General features: G+C 67.6%; 20 protein-coding genes. 8 read left to right on the top strand and 12 right to left on the bottom strand.

Annotation, left to right across the window (positions count from 1 at the left end):
* Nucleotides 1-52: 52 nt before the first annotated feature.
* The gene (locus tag ABYF38_RS08090) at nucleotides 53-1336 is read right to left on the bottom strand and encodes a deoxyguanosinetriphosphate triphosphohydrolase (protein ID WP_371151876.1); all 1284 of its coding nucleotides are present in this window, start codon (nucleotides 1334-1336) and stop codon (nucleotides 53-55) included.
* 141 nt (nucleotides 1337-1477) lie between these two features.
* Between ABYF38_RS08090 and ABYF38_RS08085 the strand changes: the two genes are divergently transcribed.
* Nucleotides 1478-2737 (top strand): hypothetical protein, encoded by a 1260-nt coding sequence (locus ABYF38_RS08085; protein ID WP_371151875.1) that lies wholly within the window; start codon nucleotides 1478-1480, stop codon nucleotides 2735-2737.
* A 187-nt stretch (nucleotides 2738-2924) separates the two neighbouring features.
* Here the strand turns inward: ABYF38_RS08085 and ABYF38_RS08080 are convergent, their stop codons facing one another.
* The 3 genes from ABYF38_RS08080 to ABYF38_RS08070 form a co-directional block, all read right to left on the bottom strand.
* Entirely contained in the window at nucleotides 2925-3797 is an 873-nt protein-coding gene (locus ABYF38_RS08080; RefSeq protein ID WP_371151874.1) for a sugar ABC transporter permease, read from the bottom strand.
* A 3-nt stretch (nucleotides 3798-3800) separates the two neighbouring features.
* Nucleotides 3801-5393 (bottom strand): ABC transporter permease subunit, encoded by a 1593-nt coding sequence (locus ABYF38_RS08075; protein ID WP_371151873.1) that lies wholly within the window; start codon nucleotides 5391-5393, stop codon nucleotides 3801-3803.
* Nucleotides 5394-5472: 79 nt separating this feature from the next.
* Entirely contained in the window at nucleotides 5473-6732 is a 1260-nt protein-coding gene (locus ABYF38_RS08070; protein WP_371151872.1) for a sugar ABC transporter substrate-binding protein, read from the bottom strand.
* A 146-nt stretch (nucleotides 6733-6878) separates the two neighbouring features.
* On the opposite strand from ABYF38_RS08070, the gene ABYF38_RS08065 reads away from it, so the two are divergent.
* Entirely contained in the window at nucleotides 6879-7886 is a 1008-nt protein-coding gene (locus ABYF38_RS08065; RefSeq protein WP_371151871.1) for a LacI family DNA-binding transcriptional regulator, read from the top strand.
* Nucleotides 7887-7952: 66 nt separating this feature from the next.
* On the top strand, nucleotides 7953-9761 hold the full coding sequence (locus tag ABYF38_RS08060) for a glycoside hydrolase family 13 protein (protein WP_371151870.1): 1809 nt from the start codon (nucleotides 7953-7955) through the stop codon (nucleotides 9759-9761).
* Nucleotides 9762-10118: 357 nt separating this feature from the next.
* On the opposite strand, the gene dusB is transcribed toward ABYF38_RS08060, so the two are convergent.
* Both dusB and ABYF38_RS08050 read right to left on the bottom strand, forming a co-directional pair.
* A complete protein-coding gene (gene dusB, locus ABYF38_RS08055) occupies nucleotides 10119-11342 on the bottom strand; it encodes a tRNA dihydrouridine synthase DusB (protein ID WP_371151869.1) in 1224 nt (407 codons plus the stop codon).
* 106 nt (nucleotides 11343-11448) lie between these two features.
* Nucleotides 11449-12831, bottom strand: a complete 1383-nt coding sequence (locus ABYF38_RS08050) for a glycine--tRNA ligase (RefSeq protein ID WP_371151868.1) — start codon at nucleotides 12829-12831, stop codon at nucleotides 11449-11451.
* 238 nt (nucleotides 12832-13069) lie between these two features.
* Between ABYF38_RS08050 and ABYF38_RS08045 the strand changes: the two genes are divergently transcribed.
* Together ABYF38_RS08045 and ABYF38_RS08040 are read left to right on the top strand one after the other, a co-directional pair.
* Nucleotides 13070-14494, top strand: coding sequence for an MFS transporter (locus tag ABYF38_RS08045; RefSeq protein ID WP_371151867.1), 1425 nt, complete (start codon nucleotides 13070-13072; stop codon nucleotides 14492-14494).
* 63 nt (nucleotides 14495-14557) lie between these two features.
* Nucleotides 14558-15916, top strand: coding sequence for an MFS transporter (locus tag ABYF38_RS08040; RefSeq protein WP_371151866.1), 1359 nt, complete (start codon nucleotides 14558-14560; stop codon nucleotides 15914-15916).
* A gap of 177 nt (nucleotides 15917-16093) precedes the next feature.
* On the opposite strand, the gene glnA is transcribed toward ABYF38_RS08040, so the two are convergent.
* Nucleotides 16094-17515: a type I glutamate--ammonia ligase gene (gene glnA, locus ABYF38_RS08035; protein WP_371153019.1), complete on the bottom strand. Its 1422-nt coding sequence runs from the start codon at nucleotides 17513-17515 to the stop codon at nucleotides 16094-16096.
* Nucleotides 17516-17777: 262 nt separating this feature from the next.
* Between glnA and ABYF38_RS08030 the strand changes: the two genes are divergently transcribed.
* From ABYF38_RS08030 to ABYF38_RS08020, 3 genes are all read left to right on the top strand, one after another.
* Nucleotides 17778-18176, top strand: coding sequence for a Fur family transcriptional regulator (locus tag ABYF38_RS08030; protein WP_371151865.1), 399 nt, complete (start codon nucleotides 17778-17780; stop codon nucleotides 18174-18176).
* A 3-nt stretch (nucleotides 18177-18179) separates the two neighbouring features.
* Nucleotides 18180-18704 carry a hypothetical protein gene (locus tag ABYF38_RS08025; protein ID WP_371151864.1) on the top strand — a complete coding sequence of 175 codons (525 nt, stop codon included), beginning with the start codon at nucleotides 18180-18182 and terminating at the stop codon, nucleotides 18702-18704.
* A gap of 227 nt (nucleotides 18705-18931) precedes the next feature.
* Nucleotides 18932-19825, top strand: a complete 894-nt coding sequence (locus tag ABYF38_RS08020) for a hypothetical protein (protein ID WP_371151863.1) — start codon at nucleotides 18932-18934, stop codon at nucleotides 19823-19825.
* Nucleotides 19826-19890: 65 nt separating this feature from the next.
* Here ABYF38_RS08020 and ABYF38_RS08015 read toward each other — a convergent pair whose 3' ends face one another.
* The 5 genes from ABYF38_RS08015 to ABYF38_RS07995 form a co-directional block, all read right to left on the bottom strand.
* A complete protein-coding gene (locus tag ABYF38_RS08015) occupies nucleotides 19891-20667 on the bottom strand; it encodes an isoprenyl transferase (RefSeq protein WP_371151862.1) in 777 nt (258 codons plus the stop codon).
* 34 nt (nucleotides 20668-20701) lie between these two features.
* Nucleotides 20702-21436 carry a DNA repair protein RecO gene (recO, locus tag ABYF38_RS08010; protein WP_371151861.1) on the bottom strand — a complete coding sequence of 245 codons (735 nt, stop codon included), beginning with the start codon at nucleotides 21434-21436 and terminating at the stop codon, nucleotides 20702-20704.
* A 120-nt stretch (nucleotides 21437-21556) separates the two neighbouring features.
* Nucleotides 21557-23311 carry a 2-isopropylmalate synthase gene (gene leuA / locus ABYF38_RS08005; protein WP_371151860.1) on the bottom strand — a complete coding sequence of 585 codons (1755 nt, stop codon included), beginning with the start codon at nucleotides 23309-23311 and terminating at the stop codon, nucleotides 21557-21559.
* A 175-nt stretch (nucleotides 23312-23486) separates the two neighbouring features.
* Nucleotides 23487-24491, bottom strand: coding sequence for a GTPase Era (gene era / locus ABYF38_RS08000; protein WP_371151859.1), 1005 nt, complete (start codon nucleotides 24489-24491; stop codon nucleotides 23487-23489).
* A complete protein-coding gene (locus tag ABYF38_RS07995; RefSeq protein WP_371151858.1) occupies nucleotides 24469-25776 on the bottom strand; it encodes a hemolysin family protein in 1308 nt (435 codons plus the stop codon). The genes era and ABYF38_RS07995 overlap by 23 nt, the downstream gene beginning before the upstream one ends.
* Between the last annotated feature and the right edge of the window lie 5 nt (nucleotides 25777-25781).

The raw sequence follows: 25781 nt of genomic DNA, 5'->3' as shown, positions 1-25781 counted from the left end.
GGTCTGCGCTAAGCAGCTAAAGCGCAGCTAGTGGACGACGTCGCCCACCCACCTAGCCAACAATGAGGCCGCAATAGCGGGCATGCCATTGGTTGGCTGCGACGTCGCTGAGCGAGGCCACCTGGTCAATGATGGCCCGTAGTCGCTGCCCCTCGGTGTCTGCCCGCCGGTAGTCGGCGGCAAAGGCGGGTTCCAGGGCTTCGGCGCCCAACTCCACTAGGGCGTCCACCAGGTCAAAGAGCAAGGAGCGCTGGGCCAGGTAGACCGGTTCCAGCTCGCGTGGTGCCATCACGTAATGCACCGCGATGCCCTTGAGCACCGCGATCTCGGCGCGCGTGGCGCGGGGAACAACAAGGTCAGCGTCGTACCTGGCCAGGGGGCCCTGCCCGTACTGGGTGCGCGTAGCCTCCACAGTGGCGCCAATGAAGGAGCCAATCAGGCGGGAAGCGAAGTTCTTCAAGGCGGCCAGTTCCCCGCGCGTGCCCTCGCAGCTAGCCGGCCACCCCGGCAGGGCGAGCAGGCGTTCCATGGCGCTGCCCAGCTCGTCTCGGGTCAACGCGTGCCCATACCAGGACTCGACGTGGTCCAAGATTCCCTCCGCCTCGATCACCACCGAGCCCGGTGCGGCCCGGCCGGTGGCGAAGGCGTCCTCGACGTCGTGCACCGAATAGGCGATGTCGTCGGCCAAATCCATCACCTGGGTCTCCAGGCAGCGCCGCCCGGCGGGCGCATCGGCGCGCACCCACAAAAAGGCCGGCAAGTCATCGTCGTACACACCAAACTTGGTGCCGGGAGAGCCGTCAGCCTTGGCAGGTGCCTCAGAGAGTGTCCACGGGTACTTCACACACGCGTCCAGGGTGGTGCGGGTCAGGTTGAGCCCGAAGGAGTCCTGGCCGTCCACCACCTTCGGCTCTAGCCGGGTCAACAGCCGGAAGGTCTGGGCGTTGCCCTCGAACGAGCCGGCCTCCTGGCTGACCTGCGCCAGCGCCCGCTCGCCGTTGTGACCGAAGGGAGGGTGGCCCATGTCGTGGCTCAGGCAGGCCGCCTCCACCACGTCCGGGTCCGTGCCCAGGGCGATCGCCAGCTCGCGCCCCACCTGCGCCACCTCCAGGGAGTGGGTCAGGCGGGTGCGCACAAAGTCGTCGGTGTTGGGGCCCAGCACCTGGGTCTTGGCGCCCAGACGACGCAGGGCGGAGGAGTGCAGCACGCGTGCCCGGTCGCGTTCAAAGGCACTACGCCCGGGCTTCTTGTCCGCTTCCGGCAAGCGCCGCTCCAGCGCGCTGCCCTCGTAGCGAAGGGAGCGGGCGCGGTCCACGTAGGAGACTTCTTCACTCACCCTTCCACCTTAGCGCGGCGGGGCCGGGCGGCTTTTGTAGGCACAGCGGTGGTGCGGGGTTGGGCTTTGCCGGCCGCCGGGACCAGCCTCACACCCCTAACGGCCCACCCAGCACCGGCCCGCATGGTCCACAATGGTGCAATGACTTCATCCCAGGGCGGCCCGGCAGATTTGAACTCGCTCGTGACGACGGTGTTACAGCGTGGTTACCGGGGCCCGGTGCAGTGGTGGCGGGATGCCACGGTGTACGACGTGATTGCCGCCAAGTACGGCGACCCCAACCTGGAGGCCACCTTCGCCAGCGTTGCGCACGCCGCGCGCCTGGGGGTGCAGGCTATCTGTTTTCGCCCCTCGCACCTTGACCCGACCGATAAGAAAGACGCCCAGGTGATCCAGCGGGTGATCGACCGCGCCCACCAGGTGGGGCTGAGGGCATTCGTACAGGTTTCGGGTGCCAACCACCCCGCCCCGGCAAGTAGGCAGCAGGGCCCTGTCCCCTCCCCCATCGTGGGCAAAGAGGTGGACGGTTTTCCGCTGGTGGATCGGGTCGAGGCGTTCTTGGCGTTGGGAGCTGACGGCATCGAGCTGGGGTTGATCGTTGAGCCGGAGCTGACCGGCCAGCAGGCAGAAGCAGAGCTCCTCACGGCCGTGGTGGAGAAACTGAAGGAACTGCGCACGCGCAACGGCGAGAAGGTGATCCTGGCTGCTACCGCCTCAGCCCAGTTCCCGTCGTCCCTCTCCCGTCACCTTCACCAGGACTGGATGCATCACCTTCGCGACGACCGGCTTCAGCTTTCCCCCTGGACCGGGGAGGGGCTGCTGGGTGCGATTACTTCTTCCGTCCGTGAGCGCGCCAAGCTAGACCACCCCAGCGCGTGGATCCCTAATGTCAATTTTTCCTACTCCGCTTTTGGCCCGCTAGAGGTGGAGTCGTGGTTCAACGAGCCCACGAACTCCGCTCGTCGAGCGCAGGCTGTGAACCTGTTGGCGCTCTCGCTGCCTGGGGCGATCTACCTGCACCAGGGGGACGAGGTTGCCCGCTCTCAGGTGGAGGACCCTACCGACTCCCACGAATTGCTGGACTCCATTGCGGGACGAGTGATTGAGCAGCGGCAGACTGATTGCACCCCGTACTCCACCATGCGTCGTGCTCTGCGCGTGCGAGCCGAACGCCGTCTAGGTACTGGAACGCTGGCCGTGGTCACCGGAGCTCCCTGGCAGGGCCCCCACTGTATCGCCCTGCAAAACCGTGACGTCATGGCCGTGACGAACCTGAGTGAGGAGTCGATCGAGATTCCCCACGACTGGGAGGTGCTGGTCTGCTCTGCTCCGTGCGACGAATCCGGCAAGAGCGTGGTTTTGCCGCCCCAGGCCACGGTTTGGCTGCGCATAGACGCCTGAGTTCCTACCGGTCTTTGGACGACGCTGCCGCCGGTCCCGTCCCAGTCAAGGCGGCCGCCCGGTTTGCGCGGCCACGGGGACGACGTCGGCCACCCACCGCCCCTCCCGCCGCTCGCCGCACGCAAAAGGGAACCGGCCTCCCGCAACTAGCGCGGAAGGCCGGTTCTTTACTCGCTACCGGGCGGGCCTAGCCCTTGACGGCACCGGCGGTCAGGCCGGAGACGATGTAGCGCTGCAGGAACATGAACAGGACGATCACGGGGATCGCGCTGACCACGGCACCGGCGGCGAAGACGCCCCAGTTGGCGTTGCGGGCGTCGTCGGCCCAGCTGAACATGCCCACCGCGAGGGTGAACTTGTCCGGGTGCTGCAGCACCACCTTGGCGATGACGAACTCGCCCAGGGAAGAGACAAAGGAGAGCAGGCCAACCACCACCAGGATCGGGGCCACCATGCGCAAAATGATGGTGAAGAAGATGCGGGCGTGGGAGGCGCCGTCGATCATGGCGGCCTCATCCAGCTCTCTCGGCACGGTGTTGAAGAAGCCGTACATGAGGAAGGTGTTGCTGCCCAGCGCACCACCCAGGTAGATGGCGATCAGGGCGATGTGGCTGTTCAACCCCAGCACGGGGAATACCTTGCCCAGCGCCAGCATCAACAGGAAGATCGCCACGAAGGCCAGCATCTGCGGGAACATCTGCACCAGCAGCAGGAAGGTCAGGGTGCCGCGGCGGCCCTTGAAGCGGAAGCGGGACAGCGCGTAGGCGGCACTGGCGCCCATCAGCACGGTGCCGATCGCGGTAACGGTGGAGACCAGCATGGAGTTACGCACCCAGGACCAGAACTCGGAGTTGTTCAGGTCCTGGTAGTTCTTGGCGCTCACCTGGGCGAACAGGTCGTTGGAACCGGTCAGGTTCGCGCCCGGACGCAGCGAGGTGGAGAGCACGTAGAGCAGCGGGATCACACAGATCACGATCATGAAGATCGCCAGGACGTGCTTCCAACCCACCTGGGCAATCCATTTGCCCACGCTCATCTTCTGGTTCGTGTCAACAGCCATGGCTCAGACCTCCTCGAGTGTGCGGGTGGCGCGGAAGCTGAGCCAGGAGACCAGACCCACCACCACAAAGATCATGATCGACAGCGCGGATGCCAGGCCGTAGTCGATCGTTCCGTTGCCGAAGGCGATCGCGTAGACCATCGAGATGAGGATGTCGGTCTGACCGATCGAGTAGGGCAGGTTGCTGTAGGCCGGCCCACCCTCGGTGAGCATGTAGATCAGTGCGAAGTTGTTGAAGTTGAACGCGAAGGACGCGATCAGCAGCGGCGTGGTCGCCACCAGCACCAGCGGCATCGTGATCGAGCGGAACATCCGGAAGGTGGAGGCACCGTCGATGCGGGCGGCCTCGTAGATGTCGCTGGGCACGGACTGCAGCGCGCCAGTGGCCACCAGGAACATGTACGGGAAGCCCAGCCACAGGTTGACCAGCAGGATGGAGACCTTGGCCAGGGTCGGGTCGGTGAGCCACGGGACGTTGGCCCCGCCCAGCAGCACCTCGTTGATGAAACCGAACTCCTGGTTCATCATGCCGCGCCACACCAGGGCGGAGAGGAACGCCGGGAAGGCGTAGGGCAGGATGAACAGGGCCCGGTAGATCACGCGGCCCTTGACGCGCGGGTCGTTGTAGATGACCGCCAGGATCAGGCCGAGTGCGAAGGTGGTGAACACGGACAGGAAGGCGAAGGAGAAGGTCCACACCACGGAGGACAGGAACGGCCCGGCCAGGCGGGAGTCCGTCAGCATCTTGGTGAAGTTCTCAAAGCCCACGGCGACGCGCCAGCCCGGCCTGAGCTCCTCGCCGGCCTCGCTGACGAACGAGCCGTGGTCGTTTGCCTTGTAGACCGTGCCGGTAACCACGTCGATGATCGTGTCCGTCTCGGCGTCGTACTGCTTCTGGGAGACCGCCAGGAACGCCAGGGAGCCCGTCTCGGTCTTGTAGCGCGGGGCGGAGGGGTCATCTGAGATCCGCACGCGGATGTCGGTGACCTCCTTCTGGCGCTGGTTGAGCTCCTTAACGGGAAGAATGCGGGCGCCGGGGACCTCCAGGATCTCGCCGACGTTCTCCGCCACGACCTCTGCGGGGTGCTCGGAGTCGCCCACCAGGAGCTTGCCGTCCTCCAGGACGGCCAGGCCCAGCACGCCGTCGCGCTCGATGACCTTGGAGGGGACGGAGGCGGCGCCCTCCAAGCGCATCTCGTTTTGCATCGAGATGGCGGCGATGGCGTCTTCCTTGGTGGAGTTGTGGCCGGTGCCGTAGTTAGTGAAGGCCACGTAGCCCGTGTAGGCCATTACGAAGACCTGGAAGAGCAGCAGGAAGATCAGGCCGGGCACCATGTACTTGGCCGCCACCCGCTTGCCGCTGAAGTAGACGTAGTCCACGACCACCAGCAGCGCGGCCAGCACGCCGACGATGGCCCAGGACTCCACGGCCCAGGCCGCGAAGATTCCGTACAGACCCAGGGCGTTGACCAGGGCCATGATGACTAGCTTTGCGATGAAGCCGACCCCGATCTTCTCGGGACGCAGAAAGCCACCGCGCTTCGCTCGAGTTGGCGGCTTCTTAGCCGGCAACGTGTCTCCAGTTGCAGACGCCATTGTTCACCTTCTTGGAAATCAGTTTTCTGTGGGGAGGATAAGGGCGGGGGCGGGGCTTGAGCCCCGCCCCCGCTTGGCGTCACTTGCTGATCGCCTCGGTGACGTTGTCAACCATGGTCTTCCAGGCGTCGGCCGGGTTGCCGTCACCCTTGATGACGGCGGCCTCTGCTGCGCCCCAGAACTCCCAAACAGCACCCATCTGCGGAAGTGCCGGCATGGGGGCACCGGCGGCACCGGCAACGGCGAAGCCAGCCAGGGCCGGGTCGCTCAGGCCAGCGGCGGCCTCGGTGTGTGCCGGGATGCGCTTGCCGAGATCGAACAGCTTGGCCTGCACGTCCTTGGTGGCGATGAACTCAGTCAGGTACTGGTTCACCAGCAGGGTGTTCTTGGTGTAGGCGGAGGGGAAGAAGCCCTGGACGCCCACGAACGGCTGCGCGGGCATTCCGCCAGCGGAGGGAACGGGCAGCACGGAGATGTCCATGCCGGCCTCGGCGAACTTGGACAGGTTCCAGGGGCCGGTCAGGATGAACGGGGACTTGCCGTCCACGAACGCCTGGGTGGCGATGTCACCAGTGATGTTCAGGTTCAGCACACCGGCCTTGCCCTGGGCGGCCAGCCACTCGGCGAACTTGGCGCCGGCCTCGCCGCCCATGGCCAGCTCCGGCAGGTAGGAGCCGTCAGCGTTCTGCTTGAACACGGAGGCGCCGAAGGAGGTCTGGAAGGGGTAGAGGTGGTAGGGGTCGGAGTTCTCGCCCTGCTGGACCAGGAAGGGGTACTCCTTGCCAGCGGCCTTGCCGGCCTCGATCATCTCGTCGAAGGTGGCCGGGGTGGCCTGGGTGAGCTTGTTGTTGCGCACGATCGCGATGTTCTCGATCGCGTAGGGGACACCGTAGGTCTGGCCGTCGTAGGTCACGCCGTCAACGGCGGCCTTGGCGAACTGGTCCTTGACGCCGGTGATGTCGATGGTGCCGACCACGCCGTTGGCGACCAGGCCGCCCAGGCGGTCGTGAGCCATGACGATCAGGTCCGGGCCCTCACCGGTGGGGGCCTGGGCGGTGAACTCGTCGTGCATGTCAGACTCGGACTTCTGCACCACGTTGACGTCAACACCAAACTTCGCGGTGAAGTCGGCGGAGATCTCCTTGACAACGTCGAAACGGGTGTCGTCGGCCCAGATGGTCAGGGTGCCCTCAGCGGAACCGCCTTCGGCGGAATCGCTCGGGGCGGCAGACGGCTTGTCAGTGGCAGTTCCGCCGTCGTTCTTGGCGTCGCCGCTGCCGCAGGCAGCAAGGCTCAGACCCAGAACGCAAGCGCCGATGGCGGCAATGCTGCGTCGCATTTGGTATCTCCTTTGATCAGTTGCCGGACGCCAGAGCCCGGTCAATGCTTGAACGGTAATGCACTGCAACGGTTTCCGCAACGAGTTGCAGCAACTTTTGCGTTACACTTGCAGGCGCGGTGCACAGCTCTTGCAAGGAGGCAAAGATGAGCAAGCGAATAGGCTTGGCAGACATTGCAAAACAGGCCGGTGTCAGCACTGCAACTGTTTCAAGGGTGCTCAACGGGCACGCCCACGTCGCGGAGGCTACCCGCACAGCTGTTCTCACCGCCGTTGACCTACTTGGCTATGAACGCCCCGAGTCCCTCTACACGGCTGCCCAGGGCGTGGTTGGCGTGATCGTGCCGGAGCTGGTCAACCCCGCTTTTGGCAACTACGCCCAGGAGATCGCCTCCGCGTTGATCCGCAGCGGCCTGACCCCACTGCTGGGCACCGAGTTTGCCGGCGGCGTCTCTGAGGACGAGTACCTTGAAGCGCTTTCATCGCTGCGAGCTTCTGGCCTGGTCTTCGTTTCTGGCCGCCACGCGGACACCACCGCGGATCATTCTCGTTACAAGCGCCTGCGGGAACAGGGAATCCCGTTTGTCACGATCAACGGTTCTGCCCCGAGCGTGCACGCGGCCTCATTTGTTACGGATGACGCGATCGGCATCGAGCTGGCGGTCATGCACCTGGAGCAGATGGGGCACACTCGCATCGCGTTGGTGACGGGCCCGCAGCGGCTCATTCCCTCCGCCCGTAAAGTGGAGGCGTTCCGCCGATCTATGGCTAAGCACTTTCCGGAGCAGGAGCCGCTCATAGAGCACAGCCTCTACACCCCGGAGGGCGGTTCGAGTGCGGCCGCTCGCGCCTGGGCGGCCGGGGCGACGGCGGTTATCGCCGCCTCCGATCTGATGGCGATCGGTGCGATTCGCGCCGCCGACTCCCTGGGCCTGTCCGTGCCGGGGGATGTGTCCGTGGTGGGCTACGACGGCTCTCCCCTGTCCGTGCTGACCACGCCGGGTCTTACTACGGTGCGCCACCCAGTGGCCTCGATGTGCCGGGCTGCGGTGGACTGCCTGCGGGAGGAGATCGACGGCGGGGAGCAGGAGCCGCACGAGTTCCTGTTCGCCCCTGATCTGATCGTGCGCGGCACCACCAGGGCCCGCCGCTAGCAAATTCCCCGGTGCTCGCAGGTGCGAGCTCGCCAAGAATCGTCCCTACTCCCCCTCAGGAGAGTCATGTCTGCGTTAAGCAAGTGGTGGCGCGATGCCGTCGTCTATCAGATCTATCCCCGCTCCTTCCGCGATGCCTCCGGAGACGGCGTTGGCGACCTGCGCGGCGTGATCGCCGAGCTGGACTGCCTGGTGGAGCTGGGCGTGGACGCGATCTGGCTTTCGCCCTTTTACACCTCGCCGCAGAACGATGCGGGGTACGACGTTGCCGACTACCGGGACGTTGACCCGCTGTTCGGCACGCTGGCGGATGCCGATGAGATGATCGCGGCGGCCCACGAGCGCGGCCTGCGGGTGATGGTGGACCTGGTGCCCAACCACACCTCCGACGCCCACCCGTGGTTCCAGGAGGCGTTGGCGGCCGGGCCCGGTTCGCCCGAACGCGACCGCTACATGTTCCGTCCCGGCCGGGGCGAGGGCGGCGAGGAACCGCCGAACAACTGGCGCTCTATTTTTGGTGGGGAGGCGTGGACGCGCGTGTGCGACCGCAAGGACGCGCCCGGCTCCCCGTGGGAGGGCGACGGCTCCTGGTACCTGAACCTGTTTGACTCCTCCCAGCCGGATTTGAACTGGGAGAACGAGGAGGTGCGTGCGGAGTTTGATGACGTGCTGCGTTTCTGGCTGGCGCGCGGCATCGACGGCTTCCGCGTGGACGTGGCGCACGGTCTGGTCAAGCGCCCCGGACTGCCGGACTGGGACGGGCACGTCTCTATGGTGGAAGGTAACGCCCCGGCCGGCACTGCCTCCCACCCGGCCGGACTGGAGGGCATCCGCACCGCCGATTCGCCCATGTTCGATCAGGACGGAGTGCACGACGTCTACCGGCGCTGGCGGCGGGTGCTGGACGAGTTTGAGGGCGAGCGGATCTTGGTCGCCGAGGCGTGGGTGGAGCCGCTTTCCCGCCTGGCGCTGTACGTGCGCGAGGACGAGATGCAGCAGGCCTTCAACTTTGCCTTCCTGATCACGGAGTTTGCGGCCGGCCCGCTGCGTCAGTCGATCGAGGCGTCGTTGGCGGAGAACGCCGCAGTGGGGGCCACTACCACGTGGGTTTTGTCTAACCACGACGTGGTGCGCCACGCCACCCGCCTGGGCCTGGATCGCGCGCACTTTGGCGCCAACCCGGCGGGCGTGCATGCCCGCGATCCGCAGCCCGACGCCGCCGCCGGTCTGCAAAAGGCGCGCGCCGCCACCCTGTTGATGCTGGGTTTGCCGGGCAGCGCCTACCTGTACCAGGGCGAGGAGCTGGGTCTGCCCGAGCACACGACGCTGGATGATTCGCTGCGCCAGGATCCGGCGTTTTTCCGCACCAAGGGTGGGGAGACCGGGCGCGACGGTTGCCGCGTGCCGCTGCCGTGGCGCGCGGCCGAGCCGGGGCTGGGCTTCTCCCCCACCGGGGCCACTTGGCTGCCCCAGCCGGAGGTGTATGCCCAGTTGGCGCGTGACGTGCAGCGCGGCAAGCGCGGCTCCACGCTGGAGATGTACCGGGCGGCGCTGCGGCTGCGCCGCCAGCACGGCATGGGCGCGCGCGGACTGGAGTGGCTGGAGGTGGACGACGGGGCGCTGGCCTTCGCCTCCAGGCCCGCCAACGGCACGGCAGCTGGCGAGGCGGCCAGTGCGGCGGCCAGTGCGGCGGCAGCTGTGGCAGCCGGGGACGCCGGGCCGAGCCCGGACGTGCTGGTCCTGACGGCGTTCGAGGCCCCGGTGACGCTACCCGAGGGCTGGCGCGTGGCGCTCGCCTCCGGCCCGCTCAGCTCCACGCAGGCGGGGGCGGTGCAGGTTCCCGCCTACACGACCGTCTGGGCAGAGCGGGTCTGACCCAAAACCAGGGGCGGGGTGGGGTGCTTCTCCAAGCACCCCACCCCGCCCTCCGAGTTCCCCCGCCGAAACTTGTCAAACCGCGCCGGGCCTTGTCATTAGCCACCCCGCTAAGGACAAGTCTCGTGGGGGTTGGACAAGTTTCGGCGAGTGGAGGAGCGGCCACGCCCTGGCCGCAAATGCTGCAACGGGGTACATCCGACCGCTCGGTGCCACGCCCCCGGGCACACTTTTGTACCCCGAGCGCACTCTTGTGGGTTTGGGGGCGGCACGCCGCCGCCCACCGCCTCAGCAGCACCGCCCGCTTCGCGTCAAACCGGCCCGATGTCCAGCGCCCTCATCTGGGCAGAGCCAGAATCAGCCGCCGGAGGTGTCGCACTCCGCGTCGGCCAGCATGTCGGCGTCCCCGGTCGCCAGCTCGCGGGATTCCAGCCAACGGTGGGGCAGGTGGGGCACCTTGGCGGTGCCGGCGCGGCCTCGCGGCCCCTCCGCCCCGGGCGGGAACTCCTGGTCCTGCTCCAACTGGGCCAGGCGCTCGCGCAGCTCGGCCACGGTGGAGACCAGCTGCAGGTCGCGGCGCTGCGGCCCGCCCACGGCGAATCCCTTCAGGTACCAGCCCACATGCTTGCGCATCTCGCGCAGCGCCTTGTACTCGTCCGCGAACTCGCCCACGCTCAACTCCGCGTGGCGCACGATCATCTCGCTGACCTCCCGCAGGTGCGGACGCACGCGCTTGTCGCTGCCCAGCAACGCGTAGGCCAGGTCAGCAAACAGCCAGGGGCGGCCCTGGCAGCCACGCCCCACCACCACGCCGTCACAACCGGACTGCTCCATCATGCGCACGGCGTCGTCACCGGCAAAGATGTCCCCGTTGCCCAGCACCGGAATGTCCACGGTCTCCTTCAGGCGGGCAATGTACTCCCAGCGGGCGTTACCGGAGTAGTACTGCTCGGTGGTGCGGGCGTGCAGGGCAACGGCGGCGATGCCGGCCTCGCGGGCGGAGAGGGCGGCGTCTCGGTAGGTGAGGTGGTCGTCGTCGATACCCATGCGCATCTTGACGGTCACGGGCACCTCGTGGGCACGCCCGCCGTCCTTGGAGCCGCGCCGGGCGGCGTCCACGGCCTGCGTCACGATGTCCCGAAAAAGGTCCTTCTTCCACGGCAGGGCGCTGCCACCTCCCTTACGGGTGACCTTGGGCACCGGGCAACCAAAGTTCAGGTCCACGTGGTCGGCGCGGTCCTCCACGGCCAGCATGTAAACGGCACGCGCAATAGTTTCCGGGTCCACGCCGTAGAGCTGCACGGAACGCACGTACTCGGTGGGGTCGCTGGCCACCATGCGCAGGGAACCGGGGTGGCGCTCCACCAGGGCACGGGAGGTCACCATCTCGGTGACGTACAGGCCGGCCGGAGCCTTGGTGCCGTTCAGCGGCTCCGGCAGCTCCTCCTGCGGCCGGGCCTCGCGCACGGCCGCGACGGCCTGCTCGCGGCACAGCCGCCTAAAGGAAAGGTTGGTGACGCCGGCCATCGGGGCCAGCACCAGGGGAACGCCCAACTCCAGGGGGCCAATGCGCAAAGTCACCCCGGGATTGTTCCACAGCAAGGGCCCGGGCCCCAATGTGAAACAAAACGGGGGTGGGCCGGCGCTGTCCCCAGCGCCGGCCCACCCCGAAAGCCTCAGCTATGGATCAGCAGCCCACTAGGCGAGCAGCCAGGTAGCCCTGCAGCTCCTCCAGGTTCACGCGCTCCTGCTTCATGGTGTCGCGGTCGCGCACCGTGACGGCGCCGTCCTCCAGCGAGTCGAAGTCCACGGTGACGCAGAACGGGGTACCGATCTCGTCCTGGCGGCGGTAGCGGCGGCCCACCGCGCCGGCGTCGTCGAACTCCACGTTCCAGAACTGGCGCAGCTTGGCGGCCACCTCGCGGGCCAGTGGGGAGAGCTTCTCGTTGCGGGACAGCGGCAGCACGGCAACCTTCACCGGGGCCAGGCGCGGGTCCAGGCGCAGCACAACGCGCTTGTCCACGCCTCCCTTGGCGTTGGGGGCCTCGTCCTCGTGGTAGGCCTCGATCAGGAAAGCCATGAGGGAGCGGGTCAGGCCGGCGGACGGCTCGATCACGTACGGCACCCAGCGCTCGGCCTTCTCCTGGTCAAAGTAAGACAGGTCCTTGCCGGAGTGCTTGGCGTGGGTGGACAGGTCAAAGTCGGTGCGGTTGGCGATGCCCTCCAGCTCGCCCCATTCGCTGCCCTGGAAGCCGAAGCGGAACTCCAGGTCCACGGTGCGCTTGGAGTAGTGGGAGAGCTTCTCCTGCGGGTGCTCGTACTCGCGCAGGTTCTCCTCCGCGATACCCAGGCCCACGTACCAGGCCTTGCGGTAGTCGATCCAGTACTGGTGCCACTCTTCGTCGGTGCCGGGCTCCACGAAGAACTCCAGCTCCATCTGCTCGAACTCGCGGGTGCGGAAGATGAAGTTGCCGGGGGTGATCTCGTTGCGGAAGGACTTGCCGATCTGGCCGATGCCAAACGGCGGCTTCTTGCGCGCTGAGGTCATGACGTTGGCGAAGTTGACGAAGATGCCCTGCGCGGTTTCGGGGCGCAGGTAGTGCAGGCCGGCCTCGTCGTCCACCGGGCCCAGGAAGGTCTTGAGCAGGCCGGAGAAGGCGCGCGGCTCGGTCCAGGAGCCGGGCTGGCCGGTCTCCGGGTCCGGCACCATGTCCAGGGTGACGGTGTCAGGGTCCAGGCCCTTGCGGGCGGCGTAGGCCTCGATGAGCTCGTCGGCGCGGTAGCGCTTGTGGGTGTGCAGGGACTCCACCAGTGGGTCGGTGAAGGCGGCCACGTGTCCGGAGGCAACCCAGGTCTCGCGCGGCAGGATGACGGAGGAGTCCAGGCCCACCACGTCCTCGCGCGAACGCACCATGGCCTGCCACCACTGGCGCTTGATGTTCTCCTTCAGCTCCACGCCCAGCGGGCCGTAGTCCCATGCGGAGCGGGTGCCGCCGTAGAGCTCACCACACGGGTAGACGAACCCGCGGCGCTTGGCCAGGTTGATGACGGCGTCGAGCTTGGATGCCATGAGCACTCCTATTTGTTTCAGGGCGCACCTGGAGGGCGCGCTCGGGATAGTTGCGCCCACGTTGGCGCACCCGCCTTAGCCTACCGGGCCGGGCGCTCCGGGCCGAATCCGCGCCGCCCGCGCTCTCCACACGCCGGTACCGCCCGCCACCGCCGGGACCTTGGCCACCCCCTACTCCCACTGAACAGCTTTAGCCTGTCGAGGTATTTCCTTTGCGCCGAGCAGTTTGGTGGGCACCGTGACCGCAAAACCGAAGACCCGTTTTAACTACCTGCGCTGGTTCGTGGCGGACACTTCCCTCACCCTGGGCGGTGCCCTGCGGGTCTTTGCGATTCCGGCCCTGGTTGTGATCGCCACCGGTTCCGAGGCCAAGGCGGGCGTAATCCAGTCCGTGGCGATGCTGATTAGCGGCGCGCTCATGCTGTTTGGTGGCGTGCTGGTGGATCACGTGGAGCGCCGCAAGCTGGTGTTGATCCAGGCGCTCAGCGGCGTGGCGATCGTGGGTGGGGCCACGGCGTGGGCGTGGTTCTACGGCCTTTCCTTCTGGCTCCTGTTGACGTTGGGCGTGTTGATGGCTATTCGCGGCGGCCTGCTTTCCACGGCCTCCGACGCCCTCCTGCGAGACGTGGTTCCCGCCAAGGAGCTGCCCCGCCGCATGGCGATCAACGAGGGGCGCGACGCCACAGTGGAGCTGAGCGGCGGCCCCATCGCCGGCGCTTTGGTGACCTGGAACTGGATCGCCACCTTCGCTGCCGAGATCGCCCTGAACGCCCTGGCCCTGCTTGCCGCGCTTGGCATTCGCCCGCTGCCTGAGGCGGACGACGCTGCCGCCGACGCCAGTGAAACCGATGCCGCCCCCACCAATGCCGGGACGGACGACGCTGCCGCCGACGCCTCCGAGACCGAGGCCGCCCCCTCCGCCTCCGCCGACGCGGAGGGCGATGCACCGAAGGGCGACGCGGCCGAGGACGAGGCGGCCGCTGAGCAGGCGGCGCGGGAGAAGCGTCGTCCCCTTGCCACCGCGCTGGCCGGCTTCAAGGTCATGTTCGGCGACGCCCTGCTGCGGCGCGTCTACGTCCTGTCCGTCCTCTTCTTCCCCCTCATCAACGGCTTCCTGCTCTACCTGCTGCTCAACACCCTGAAGTCCGGCAAGCTGCCGATCAGCGCCTCCCTGTTCAACTCGGCCACTGCCGTGGGCGTACTGGCCGGCTCGGTGCTGGCCACGAAGCTGGTGGACCGGGTACCCACCGGCAAGCTGGTGGCGGCAACCTTCTTGGTGCCCGTGCCGCTGGCCCTGGCCGTCACCCTGGTGCCGTGGTACTGGGCCAAGCTGGCGCTGCTGGTGCCGCTGCTGTTCCTGCTACCCTCCGGCAACGCCGCCTTCGGCGGCTTCGTCATGACCATCATCCCCAAGAACCTGCTGGGCCGGACCTTCGCCGCCACCGGCCTGGGCGGGGCCGCGTTCGCGCCACTAGTCTTCCTGGGCCTAGGCCTGTCCCTGGAGCACCTGGGGGCCACCGCTACCGGGCTGATCCTCACCGCCGCGCTGGCGCTGGTGTCCTCTGCCTCCCTCACCTCGCGCGACCTGCTCAGCCTGCCCGTGCCGGAAAAGTGGGGCGACTACATCAAGGAGCGCAGCCTGACCCCGGTGGTCAGCAAGTAGGGCGCGCCCGTCCATCGGCTCCGCCCACCGGCCCCGCGATAGCCCCTAGCTATGATGTTGCCGATGTTTAAGTCCAGGTTCCCGCTCAGCGCCAACGCGGTCAACTACTACCGCTGGCTGGTGGCGGACACCTCCCTGTCCCTGGGGGCGGCCTTCCGGGCCTTCGCGCTGCCAGTGCTGGTATTCCTCGCCACGGGTTCTGAGAGCCAGGCCGGAATCATTCAGGCCACCGCCACCGCCGTCAGCGGCGCGAGCCTCCTGGCTGGCGGCGTGATCGTGGACCACTTCGACCGGCGCAAGCTGGTGATGGTGGAGGCAGTCACCGGCATAGTGGTCACCGGTGCGGCCATCGCGTGGGCGCTCGCGTTCGGGCTGTCCTTCTGGCTGCTGCTGGTGGTGGGCGTCCTGATGGCACTGCGCTCCGGCCTGCTCTCCACGTCCACCGACGCTCTGCTGCGGGACGTGGTGCCACCCAAGGAACTGCCCAGCCGCATGGCCATGAACGAGGGCCGCGACGCCGCCATACAGCTGGGCGGCGGCCCGCTCGCCGGCGCGCTGGTGACCTGGCACTGGCTCTCCAATTTCGCGGCCGAGCTGGTCCTCAACGCCCTGGCCATGGTGACCGCTGCCCGGATCCGGCTGCTGCCGGAAGGTGCCCGCGCTGAAGAGGACGCCGCCGCCGAGGACGGCGTGACGGAAGAAGACGCCTCCCCCGCAGCCGGCGCCGCGCCCGCCCCTGAAGCCGACACCCCTAAGGAAACCGGCGGCATGGTCTCGCACGCGCTGGCGGGCTTCAAACTGCTGGCGGCCAACCAGCTCATGCGCCGCTTTGCCGTCCTGTTGGTCCTGTTCAACCCATTCCTGAACGGCTTCTTCCTCTACCTGCTGCTCTCCACGCTCAAGACCAGCAGCGCCCCGATCTCTGCGGCCTTTTTTAACTCCGTCTCCGCCGTCGGTATGCTGCTGGGCGCCGCCGCAGCCACCAGACTGGTCAAGCGCTTCCCCACCGGAAAACTGATCGGCTTCACCTTCACGGTGCCCGTGGTGTGCGCGGTATCGATCACCCTGGCCCCCTCCATCTGGGTAAAACTGGCCCTGATCGCCCCCATGCTCTTCCTGGTGCCGGCGGCCAACTCCGCCTTCGGCGGCTTCTACATGTTGATGATCCCCAAGCGGATGCTGGGCCGCGTCTGGGCCGCCGCCGGCGTGGGCAACGCCCTCATCGCTCCCCTGGTATCGCTGGGCCTGGGCTACAGCCTGGAACACCTGGGCCCCACCCCCACCGGCCTGCTCCTGGCAGCCGGCATGGCCCCGGTGGCGCTCTTCACCATCACCTCCCGGGACACCATGGCCATCCCCCTGCCAGACCAGTGGGAGGACTACCTAAAGACCCACGGCCTGACGCTGACCGAAACCCCCTAAACCGGGCACGGCGCCCCATTACGGGCAGGAGGCCCCCAGCCCGGGCACGGCGCCTCAAAGAACGGGGCCCGCTCCATCCGCGCGGCCGGCGCAACGTCGTACAACCACAAGCCAGCAAAACGGCGGGGCCGCCGGGAGAAGCACTCCCCCAGCGGCCCCGCCAGCCCTCCTGCGCCCCTAGACGTTCAGGTACATCTCGTACTCGAAGGGGTGCGGATAGATGCGCATCGGCTCCACCTCGGTGCGGCGCTTGTAGTCGATCCACGTCTCGATCAGGTCCGGAGTGAACACGTCGCCCTCGGTGAGGAAGTCGTAGTCGGCCTCCAGGGCGTCCAGCGCCGCCTCCAGGGAGGAGGGCAGCTTGGCGATGTCCGCGTACTCCTCCGGCGGCAGCTCGTACAGGTCCTTGTCGATCGGTGCCGGCGGCTCCGTGCGGTTGCGGATGCCGTCCAATCCGGCCATCAGGCAGGCCGCAAACGCCAGGTACGGGTTGGCTGACGGGTCCGGTACCCGGTACTCCACGCGCTTCGCCTTCGGCGAGGTCCCGGTCACCGGGATCCGGGTGCAGGCAGACCGGTTGCGGGCCGAATAGACCAGGTTCACCGGCGCCTCGAAGCCAGGCACCAGGCGGCGGTAGGAGTTGATGGACGGGTTGGTGAACGCCAGCAGCGCCGGGGCGTGCTCCAGCAGGCCACCAATAAACCAACGGGCCGTGTCAGACAACGCGCCGTAACCGCGCTCGTCGTAGAACAGCGGCTCGCCGTTCTTCCACAGGGAGAAGTGGCAGTGCATGCCAGAACCGTTGTCCCCAAAGAGCGGCTTGGGCATGAAGGTGGCGGTGTGGCCGTAGCGCATCGCCTCGTTCTTGATGACGTACTTGAACTTCAGCATGTCGTCGGCCGCAGCGAGTAGGTGGGCGAAACGGTAGTTAATCTCCTGCTGGCCGCCAGAACCCACCTCGTGGTGGGCACGCTCCACCACCAATCCCACCTCCTGCAGACGCTCGGTCATGGCGTCGCGCACGTCGGCGTACTGGTCCAGGGGCGTGACCGGGAAGTAGCCCCCCTTGATGGGGGTTTTGTTGCCGGGGTTGCCACCCTCCTCCTGCCGCCCGGTGTTCCAGTAGGCGGAGGCGGAGTCCACGTGAAAGAAGGTCGAGTGCGGCTTGACGTCGTAGCGAACGTCGTCCAGCAGATAGAACTCGGCCTCGGCGCCAATGAAGCAGGTGTCCGCAATACCGGTAGATCGCATGTAGGCCTCGGCCTTGGCGGCCACCTGGCGCGGGTCGCGGGAGAACGGCTCGTCAGTGAACGGATCCACGATCGAGGCGGAGATAATCAACGTCTTGACCCGACGGAACGGGTCCAGGTAGGCGGTGTTTACATCCAGGATCAGCTTCATGTCCGACTCATGGATGGCCGTAAATCCCCGGATTGAGGAGCCGTCAAACATTAGGCCGTCCGTCACGGCCGCCGCGAACTCGCCTGCCGGGATGGTGAAGTGCTGCTGCACACCGGGCAGGTCACAGAAGCGCACGTCGATCAGTGCAACTTCTTCCTGCTCGACGAAAGCAATGACTTCTTCTGCCGAAGTGAACATGCCGTTTCCCTCTTTAGTCACGCTTGGGCGGTCTCATTCTAGCTACCGCGCCCCCTTGGCAAACCGTGCGTCCAGGAACCGCATATGTGAACCTTGTTTCGGCAAAGCGCCGACCAAGAATGTGATGGACGACGCTGCCGCCCGACCCTCGTTAGACGCCGGCGCCGCGCCCGCTTGCACTTGGTGTAGGTCACTCTGGTACACCTAACTTCGCCGTGAGATGATGGCTCTCCCCGTCTACCACTTCTCTTGGAGAGCCTGCATGACCCGCATCACGCGACAGCGCACGGAAATCATGGAGTTGTTGTCTGCGAGCGACGAGTTCCGCTCCGTTCAGCAGCTCCACGAGGCCCTGCGCGCCGCTGGCTCTACCACCGGCCTGGCCACGGTCTACCGCACCGTGAACAAGCTGGCTGCGAAGGGCGCGGTGGACGTGCTGCGGCTGGAAGACGGGGAAGCCCGTTACCGCCGCTGCTCCACCGACGAACACCACCACCACCTGGTGTGCCGAGTTTGCGGGCGCACCGTGGAGTTGGACGGCCCGCCGATCGAGGAATGGATCGAGCGCATTGGCGCCGCCAACGGTTTTGTGAACATTGGCCACACCCTGGAGCTGGCCGGCACCTGCGCCGCCTGCGCCAGCGAGCTTTCCGAGGACTAAACCTTGCTGGATTACCTGCGCAGCCAGCCCTTCCCGCTGGCCGTAGCCGCCCTGTTCGTGATCGTGTTCTTCCGCGCCCAGGGCAGCTACTGGGCCGGGCGCCTGATCTCTACCGCCGCGTTGAAGCGCGGCGAGGAGCACACCTGGCGTGGGCGCGCCCGCGCCTGGCTGGCCAACGAGGAGGGCCCCGGTATGCGGGCCATCCGTCAGCTGGGCTGGGTGGTGCTGCCGCTGTGCTTCCTCACCGTGGGCCTGCAGACCGCAGTGTTGGCCTCCGCCGGCGCGCTGCGTTGGCACTGGGGCCGCTTCAGCCTGGCGATCCTGCCAGGCGCGGCGGCCTGGGCGGTCATCTACGCCACCATCGGCCTGGCGATCTGGAGCGCCGCGATGGCGGCCGCCGCCGGCTCCCCGTGGGGAATCGTGGGAATCCTGGCCGCGCTGGCCGCCACGGTGGCGTTCTTCGTCTACAACCACCACCGCTCCAAGTCCCTGCGGGCTCGGCTGGAGAAGCAGGCAGCCACCGCCTGAGCCAGGCGCTGACGGCCGGTGGGCGCGGGTACACCCGGCCCGGCCGGTGCTGTGGAGGCGGTGGCCGGCGGCGCGTTACCCCCGAGCTCACAAGCGTGCGGTCGGGGTACAAAAGTATGGTCGGGGGCGTGGCCCCAAGCGGTCGGATGTACCCCGTTGTAGCATTTGCGGCGTGGTCTGAGCCGGCCGCAGTCGTACACGCCCACGATCAGTCGAAGGCCGTGAACATGGCAAAGAAGAAGCCCTCACCTAACGCGACCAACCTGACCCTGGCTTTTGTGTGGGAGGGGATGAACGGGAACTGCTGGGATCCGGTCAAGACCTGGATGCACGTGTGCGAGCGCTACTTCCCCGAATTCCTCCCCGACCACTACGGCAGCCCCAAAAAACCAATCACCCCGGAAGCGAAGGCAGAACTACTCACCGGCAGCAACCGCGCCATCACCTTCTCCCTCTGGCACAACCCCTTATTCGGAGAGATCTGCTTCTCCCTCCCACTCATCATGGACTGGGAAAACAGTCAGGTTCTCCCTGACCCCGGGGGCCTGTACACCATCTATGCCTGGGTGTGGCTGGATGCTGCCCTGGTCAAGAGCAGCCTGGCGCGCCTGGAGGAGTTCTTCGTCGCCATCTCCCAACACCTCCACGCCGAACTAGCCCTCGCAGAGGCACTAGCCGGTTGGCGCTCGTGGGGTTCCAAGGCCCGCTTCCAAGCGGGTGCCGAAAACAGAAACCGTGAGCACATGCACGGAGACAACATCTTTGGGTTGCCCACCCGCCCGGTGTGGGCCATGTGGATGGGACAACGCTACGCGGACCTGACCTCCCCCTGGCTGCACACCAGCCTCCCGGCCACCTGGGACGTGACCACCTACCCGGCCAGCCCGGCCATCCCCACCCCCGACTCCGGCCACGCCATCAAGGGACCAGACCCCAGCCCCTACACCGCCCCCGGGCTACTCATCAAGACCGCACCATTCCCCACCCGCAGCCAAGACCTACCCCCGGCCTGGTTCCCACCCGACTACCTGCCCGGCAAAACCTTCTTCGGCAAACTCAAACCAGCCAAACTACTCCCCCACGGCCCACGCGCATACGGCCCCGACCCCAAACGCGCCTAACCAACCGGCGCGCGGCGCATACCCGGGCAGCTGCGGCGCACCGCCGGTAGATCGCCCGACCGCCGTCAGGAGCTGACGGAATCCACCGCGCCGCCAAAGCGCCGGTCGCGCCGCGCGTACAGCTCGATGGCGCGCCACAGGGCCCGACGGTCGGCCTCCGGCCAGGGCTCGTCCGTGAAGACCAGTTCCGCGTATGCGGCCTGCCATAGCAGGAAGTTGGAGAGCCGGTGCTCTCCACCGGTGCGCCACACCATGTCCACGTCGGGCAGCTGCGGCTGGTACAGGTAGCGGGCCACCATCTCCTCGCTCACGCGGCGCCCAGAAATGCGGCCGGCGGCAACGTCGGCGGCGATCGCGGCAGCCGCATCGGCGATCTCCGCGCGACCACCGTAGTTGATGCACATGGTCAGGGTGAGGCGGTCGTTGTGCTTGGTCAGCTCGGCGGCCTCCTCCAGCTGCCGGATGACGCTGCCCCACAGCCGCGGGCGGCGTCCGGCCCACTGGATGCGCACCCCCCAGGAGTGCAGCATGTCCTGGTGCTTGCGCAGGACCTCGCGACTAAAGCCCAGAATGAAACTGACCTCCGCCGGGGAGCGCCGCCAGTTCTCCGTGGAAAAGGCGTAGGCGCTCAGGTGCTTCACCCCGATGTCCAGGGCCCCGGCCACCACGTCCAGCAGGGCCTCCTCCCCCTTGCGGTGGCCCTCGGTGCGGGGCAGGCCGCGCTCGTTGGCCCAACGGCCGTTGCCGTCCATGACGATCGCGATGTGCCCGGGCACCAGCTGGGCGGGCAGCTGCGGCGGGGTAGCACCGCTCGCGTGGGGTGGGGGCGTTAGGAAACTCACCGCTCCTCCTGCGTGTTGTTTTGGCTCTGCATTTTCAGGCCCGCTCCAGCAGCGGCAGGGACTTCAGGCGCCGCTCCAGGTGCCACTGCGAATACCCGCTCACCAGCTCGGAGGCCTCTACCCGCGCCCACGTCGGCGCGGCGTGGGCGCGGGGCCAGTCGCCGCTGAGCAGGGCCCCCAACAGGTGCAGCGCCGCGCCGGACGGGCACTGGGCGGTCACCGGCGCGCACGCCTCGCACAGCACCCCACCGGCGGGGGCGTCGAAGGCGGCGTGCGGGCCGGGCGCACCGCACGTGGCGCACTCGAACAAGGAAGGGGCCCAGCCGGCCACCGCCAGAGCGCGCAGCAGGAAGGAGTCCACCACCAGCCCGCTCGGGTGCCGGTTGGTGGCCAGGGAGGCCAGCGCCCCCACCACCAGGGCGTACTCCGTGGGTGCCTGTTCCAGGTCCTCGGTCAGCTGCGCGGCGGTCTCCACCACCACGGACGCGCACGTGTAGAGCGAGTAGTCCGCCATGATCGAGCGGCCGTAGGGCGCGATCGTCTCCACCTGCGTCAGCGTGTCCAGGCTGCGCCCTCGGTGCAGTTGGGCGTCCACCACCCCGAACGGCTCCAGTCGCGCCCCGAAGCGCGACGAGGTGCGCCGCACCCCCTTCGCCACGGCCCTGATCTGCCCGTGGTGGCGCGAGAGCAGGGTGACGATCCGGTCGGCCTCCCCCAGCGGGTGGGTGCGCAAAACCACGCACTCGTCCCGGTAGAGCTTGGCAGTCACGCGCCAATTGTCGCACCCCCACCGGCTTGGGCGCGTTAGCCCCGGCCCTGTAATGGCCGACGCTCCACCGGCGTTACTTCTAATGCAGGCCGGCGGAGCGTCGTCCACCCAGATTGGCCGCTAGCGCAGGGCGCGGTTGGCGGCAGAGATCATCGCCTGGAAGGAGGCGGCGACGATGGAGGTGTCGATCCCCACCCCCCACAGGACTTGGCCGTTGACCTCCGCCTCGATGTAGGCCGCTGCCTGGGCCTCGCGGCCGGAGCCGAGGGCGTGCTGGGCGAAGTCGCGCACCTTGATTTCCAGCCCCAGGGACTCCAGCGAGGTGACGAACGCGCCCAGCGGGCCGTTGCCCTCTCCCTCCAGCACCTTTGCCTCTCCGTCGAAGGTGATCTCGGTGGACACCTTGGTGTGGTCGTGGTCCAGCGAGGAGGAGTTGATGGCGCCCAGGCGGAAGCGGCCCCACGGGGTGAGGTCGCTGGCGTAGTCGTAGGGCAGGTACTCGTCCACAAACAGGCGCCACAGGGTGGCGGCGTCGATCTCCCCACCGGTGGAGTCGGTGTGGCGCTGCACCAGGCGGGAGAACTCGATCTGCAGGCGGCGCGGCAGCTCCATGTGGTGCTCGGTGGACATCAGGTAGGCGATGCCGCCCTTGCCGGACTGGGAGTTGACGCGCACCACCGCAGCGTAGGAGCGGCCCACGTCGTGCGGGTCGATCGGCAGGTAGGGCAGCTCCCACGGCACCGCGTTCTCGTCACCGCCGGCGGCCTTGACCTTCTCCTGGCGGGCAAAGAAGCCCTTCTTGATGGCGTCCTGGTGGGAGCCGGAGAAGGAGGTGTAGACCAGGTCTCCCACGTAGGGGTGACGCTCGGAGACGTCCATGCGGGTGCAGTGCGCGGCCGTGCGGCGCACCGTGTCGATGTCCCGCAGGTCCAGCTGTGGGTCGATGCCCTGGGAGAACAGGTTGAGCGCCAGCGTCACCAGGTCCACGTTGCCGGTGCGCTCGCCCTGCCCAAACAGGCAGCCCTCCACGCGGTCGGCGCCCGCCAGCATGGCCAGCTCTGCGGAGGCCACGGCGGTGCCACGGTCGTTGTGCGGGTGGACGGAGATGCACACGTTCTCGCGGTGGGAGACGTTGCGGGAGAACCACTCGATCTGGTCGGCGTACACGTTGGGAGTGGCGCGCTCCACGGTGGAGGGCAGGTTCAGGATGATTTCCCGCTCCGGCCCGGGCTCCCACACGCTGATGACGTTCTCGCACACCTCCAGGGCGAACTCGCGCTCGGTGTCCACGAAGATTTCCGGGGAGTACTCCAGCCCGAACACGGTCTCGTCACCCAGCACCTTCTCCGCCTGCGCCATGATCTCGCGGGTGCCGGCCATGGCCAGGTCCACGATCTGCGGCTTGCTCATGCGGAAAACCACGTCGCGGAACAGCGGGGCGGTGGCGTTGTAGAGATGCACGGTGGCGCGCGGCAGGCCCTCCAGTGCGTCGATCGTGCGGTGGATCAGGTCGGTGCGGGACTGGGTGAGGACGGAGACGGTGACGTCCTGCGGCACCGCGTCGTCCATCACCAGCGAGCGCACAAAGTCGAAGTCGGTCTGCGAGGCGGCGGGGAAACCGATCTCGATCTCCTTAAAGCCCAGCTTGACCAGCAGCTCGAACAGCTCGCGCTTGCGCTTGGGATCCATCGGCTCCATCAGCGACTGGTTGCCGTCGCGCAGGTCGGTGGACAGCCAGCGCGGCGCCGCCGTGATGCGACGCTGCGGCCACTGACGATCCGGCAGCTCCACCGGGTTGACGTCCAGGAAGGGCCGGTACTTCACGTACGGCATCGCGGAGGGCTGTTGGGGGGCGGGGCGGGCTGACGTCTTCATCGCAAAATCCTTCGGCGGTTAAGTCGGGTTCGGGTGCACTAAGTAGCCCGCGCCGAGGAGCCCGAACTTTAGGCCCCGGCGCGGCAGCTAAGCAGCAGGCCGAAGACGATCACGTTTCGCAGTGTACAACCCGCCCCCTGGGGCGTCCGGGCCTTCCGCAGTTCGGACAGGGGCGTTAGAAGCCCAGGCGTCCCAACTGCTTGGGGTCGCGCTGCCAGTCCTTGGCGGTGCGCACGTGCAGGTCTAGGAACACCCGCCGCCCCAGCAGCGCCTCGATTTCGGCGCGCGCGGCCGCACCGACCTCGCGCAAGCGGGAACCGCCCTTGCCGATCACGATCGCCTTCTGGGAGTCGCGCTCCACGTGCACCGAGCAGTGGATCGCCAGGGCGCCTGGGCTGCCGTCCGCCCGCGGCTCTCGCTCGATCATCTCTTCGACGGTCACTGCCAGGGAGTGGGGTAGCTCGTCGCGCACCCCCTCCAGGGCGGCCTCGCGCACCAGCTCCGCGATGCGCTTCTCGTCCCGCTCGTCGGTGATCTCCCCCTCGGGGTAGAGCGGCGGGCCCAGCGGCACCAGGCGGGCCAGCAGGTCCGCCAGGTCGTCCACTTGGCGCCCGGCCACTGCGGAGACCGGGATGATCTCGTCAAAGATTCCCAGCTCCTGCACGGCCAAAAGCTGGGCCACCAGCGCCTCGCGGTTGACCAGCTCGCTCTTGGTCACCACCGCCACCTTCTTGGCGCGCAGCTGCTCCACCTCGCCGGCAATGAACCGGTCGCCCGGGCCGATCTTCTCGTTAGCGGGGATACACATGACCACCACGTCCACCTCCGCCATGGTCTCCCGCACCAGCGAGTTCAGGCGCTTGCCGAGCAGGTTGCGGGGACGGTGCAGGCCGGGGGTGTCCACCAGCACCAGCTGGGCGTCGTCGCGGTGCACGATCCCGCGGATCGTGTGGCGGGTGGTCTGGGGGCGCATGGAGGTGATGGCCACCTTCTCCCCCACCAGCGCGTTAGTGAGCGTGGACTTGCCCGCGTTGGGGCGCCCCACCAGGGACACGAAACCGGAGCGGTAGTCGTCCGGTAGGGCCTCCAGGCGTGCCCGGGCGTGCTCGAAGTCGGCCATGCCCTCGCCCTCGAAGGCGTTGGGCCCGTTCATCAGGTCAGCGTCGCTCGGGAACTGCATCCTCTTCCTCCTCCGCTTTGCTCGCCAGCAGGGAGAGCAGTTGGTGGCGCCGCCCGCCAATGCGCTCGGCCTCCAAGTGAATACCAAGAATATCGGCGCTAGCGCCCGGGAGGGCAATCCGTCCCAGCGCCTTGGTGAGCAGGCCACCGGCCGTCTCCACGTCGTCGTCGTCGATGTCCAGGCCGAACAGCTCGCCCAGTTCTGCGATGGGCAGGCGGGCGGGCACGCGCCAGCGGCCCTCGCCCAGCTCCTCCACCTCGGGCTCGGCGCGGTCGTGCTCGTCGGTCATCTCTCCGACCAGCTCCTCCAGCAGGTCCTCGATGGTGACCAGGCCGGCCACGCCGCCGTACTCGTCCACCAGTACCGCGATGTGGTTGGAGGCGGCCTGCATCTGGCGCAGCAGGTCGTCTGCCCGCACGAACTCGGGCACAAAGAGCGGCTCGCGCGCCAGCTCCTCCACGCTCTCCTCCTGCGCGCCGGCGTGGTAGTGCAGGTGCTGCACCACGTCCTTGAAGTAGAGGATGCCAACGATGTCGTCACCCTCGTCCAGCACGGGCACGCGGGAGAACCCGGAGCGCACGAACAGGTTCATGGCCTTGCGCAGGGGCGCGTCCTGCGGGATGGTCACCAGGTCCGGGCGCGGCACCATGATCTCGTGGGCCAGGGTCTGGCCCAGCTCGAAGACGCTGCGTAGCATCTCGCGGTCCTCGTCCTCGAAGCCCTCGGTCTCGCCCACGCGGTCCACCAGGTCTCGCAGGTCGTCGGCCATCTCCTCGCGGGCCTCCGCCTCCGTGGTGGTGGGCGGGTTGATGTGCTCCAGCCCTTGCGTGGCGCTGGAGAGCCACCCTGCCACGGCGGCCGGACCCGCTATCAGCGGGCCCAGCTTTCGCGCCACGTTCACTGGGGAGTTCTTGCCCCACCGGGAGGGGCCCACCCCTGCCACGAGCGCCACGATCACCAGGATCACCGCCAGGCTCACCAGCGCGGTGAGCCACCAGGTCCTCAGGAACGCCGCCAGCCCCAGGGTTAGGGCCACGGTCGCCACGGTCTCGCACAGGTACTGGGTGGCTGCGGCGCCGGACTGCGCTTGGGCGCGCCGCTCCACGAATCCCTCCAGGCGGTGCGCGCCGCGCAGGCCCGCGCTTTGGGCCTCTTCCACCTGGACGCGGGAGAGGCGCTCCAGGGCGGGGCGGATCGCGGAGTAGAGGGCGGAGAGCGCATACAGCACCCCGGCCACCACGAACAGCAGGGTGGGGTACATCAGCACCCCTCCTGCTTGGCGCATTTGCC

The sequence above is a fragment of the Buchananella sp. 14KM1171 genome (genome assembly GCF_041380365.1).
GTDB classification, from domain to species: Bacteria; Actinomycetota; Actinomycetes; order Actinomycetales; family Actinomycetaceae; genus Buchananella; species Buchananella felis.
The sequence above is the reverse complement of the archived record's forward strand: the minus strand, read 5'-3'. Positions and strand labels throughout refer to the sequence as shown.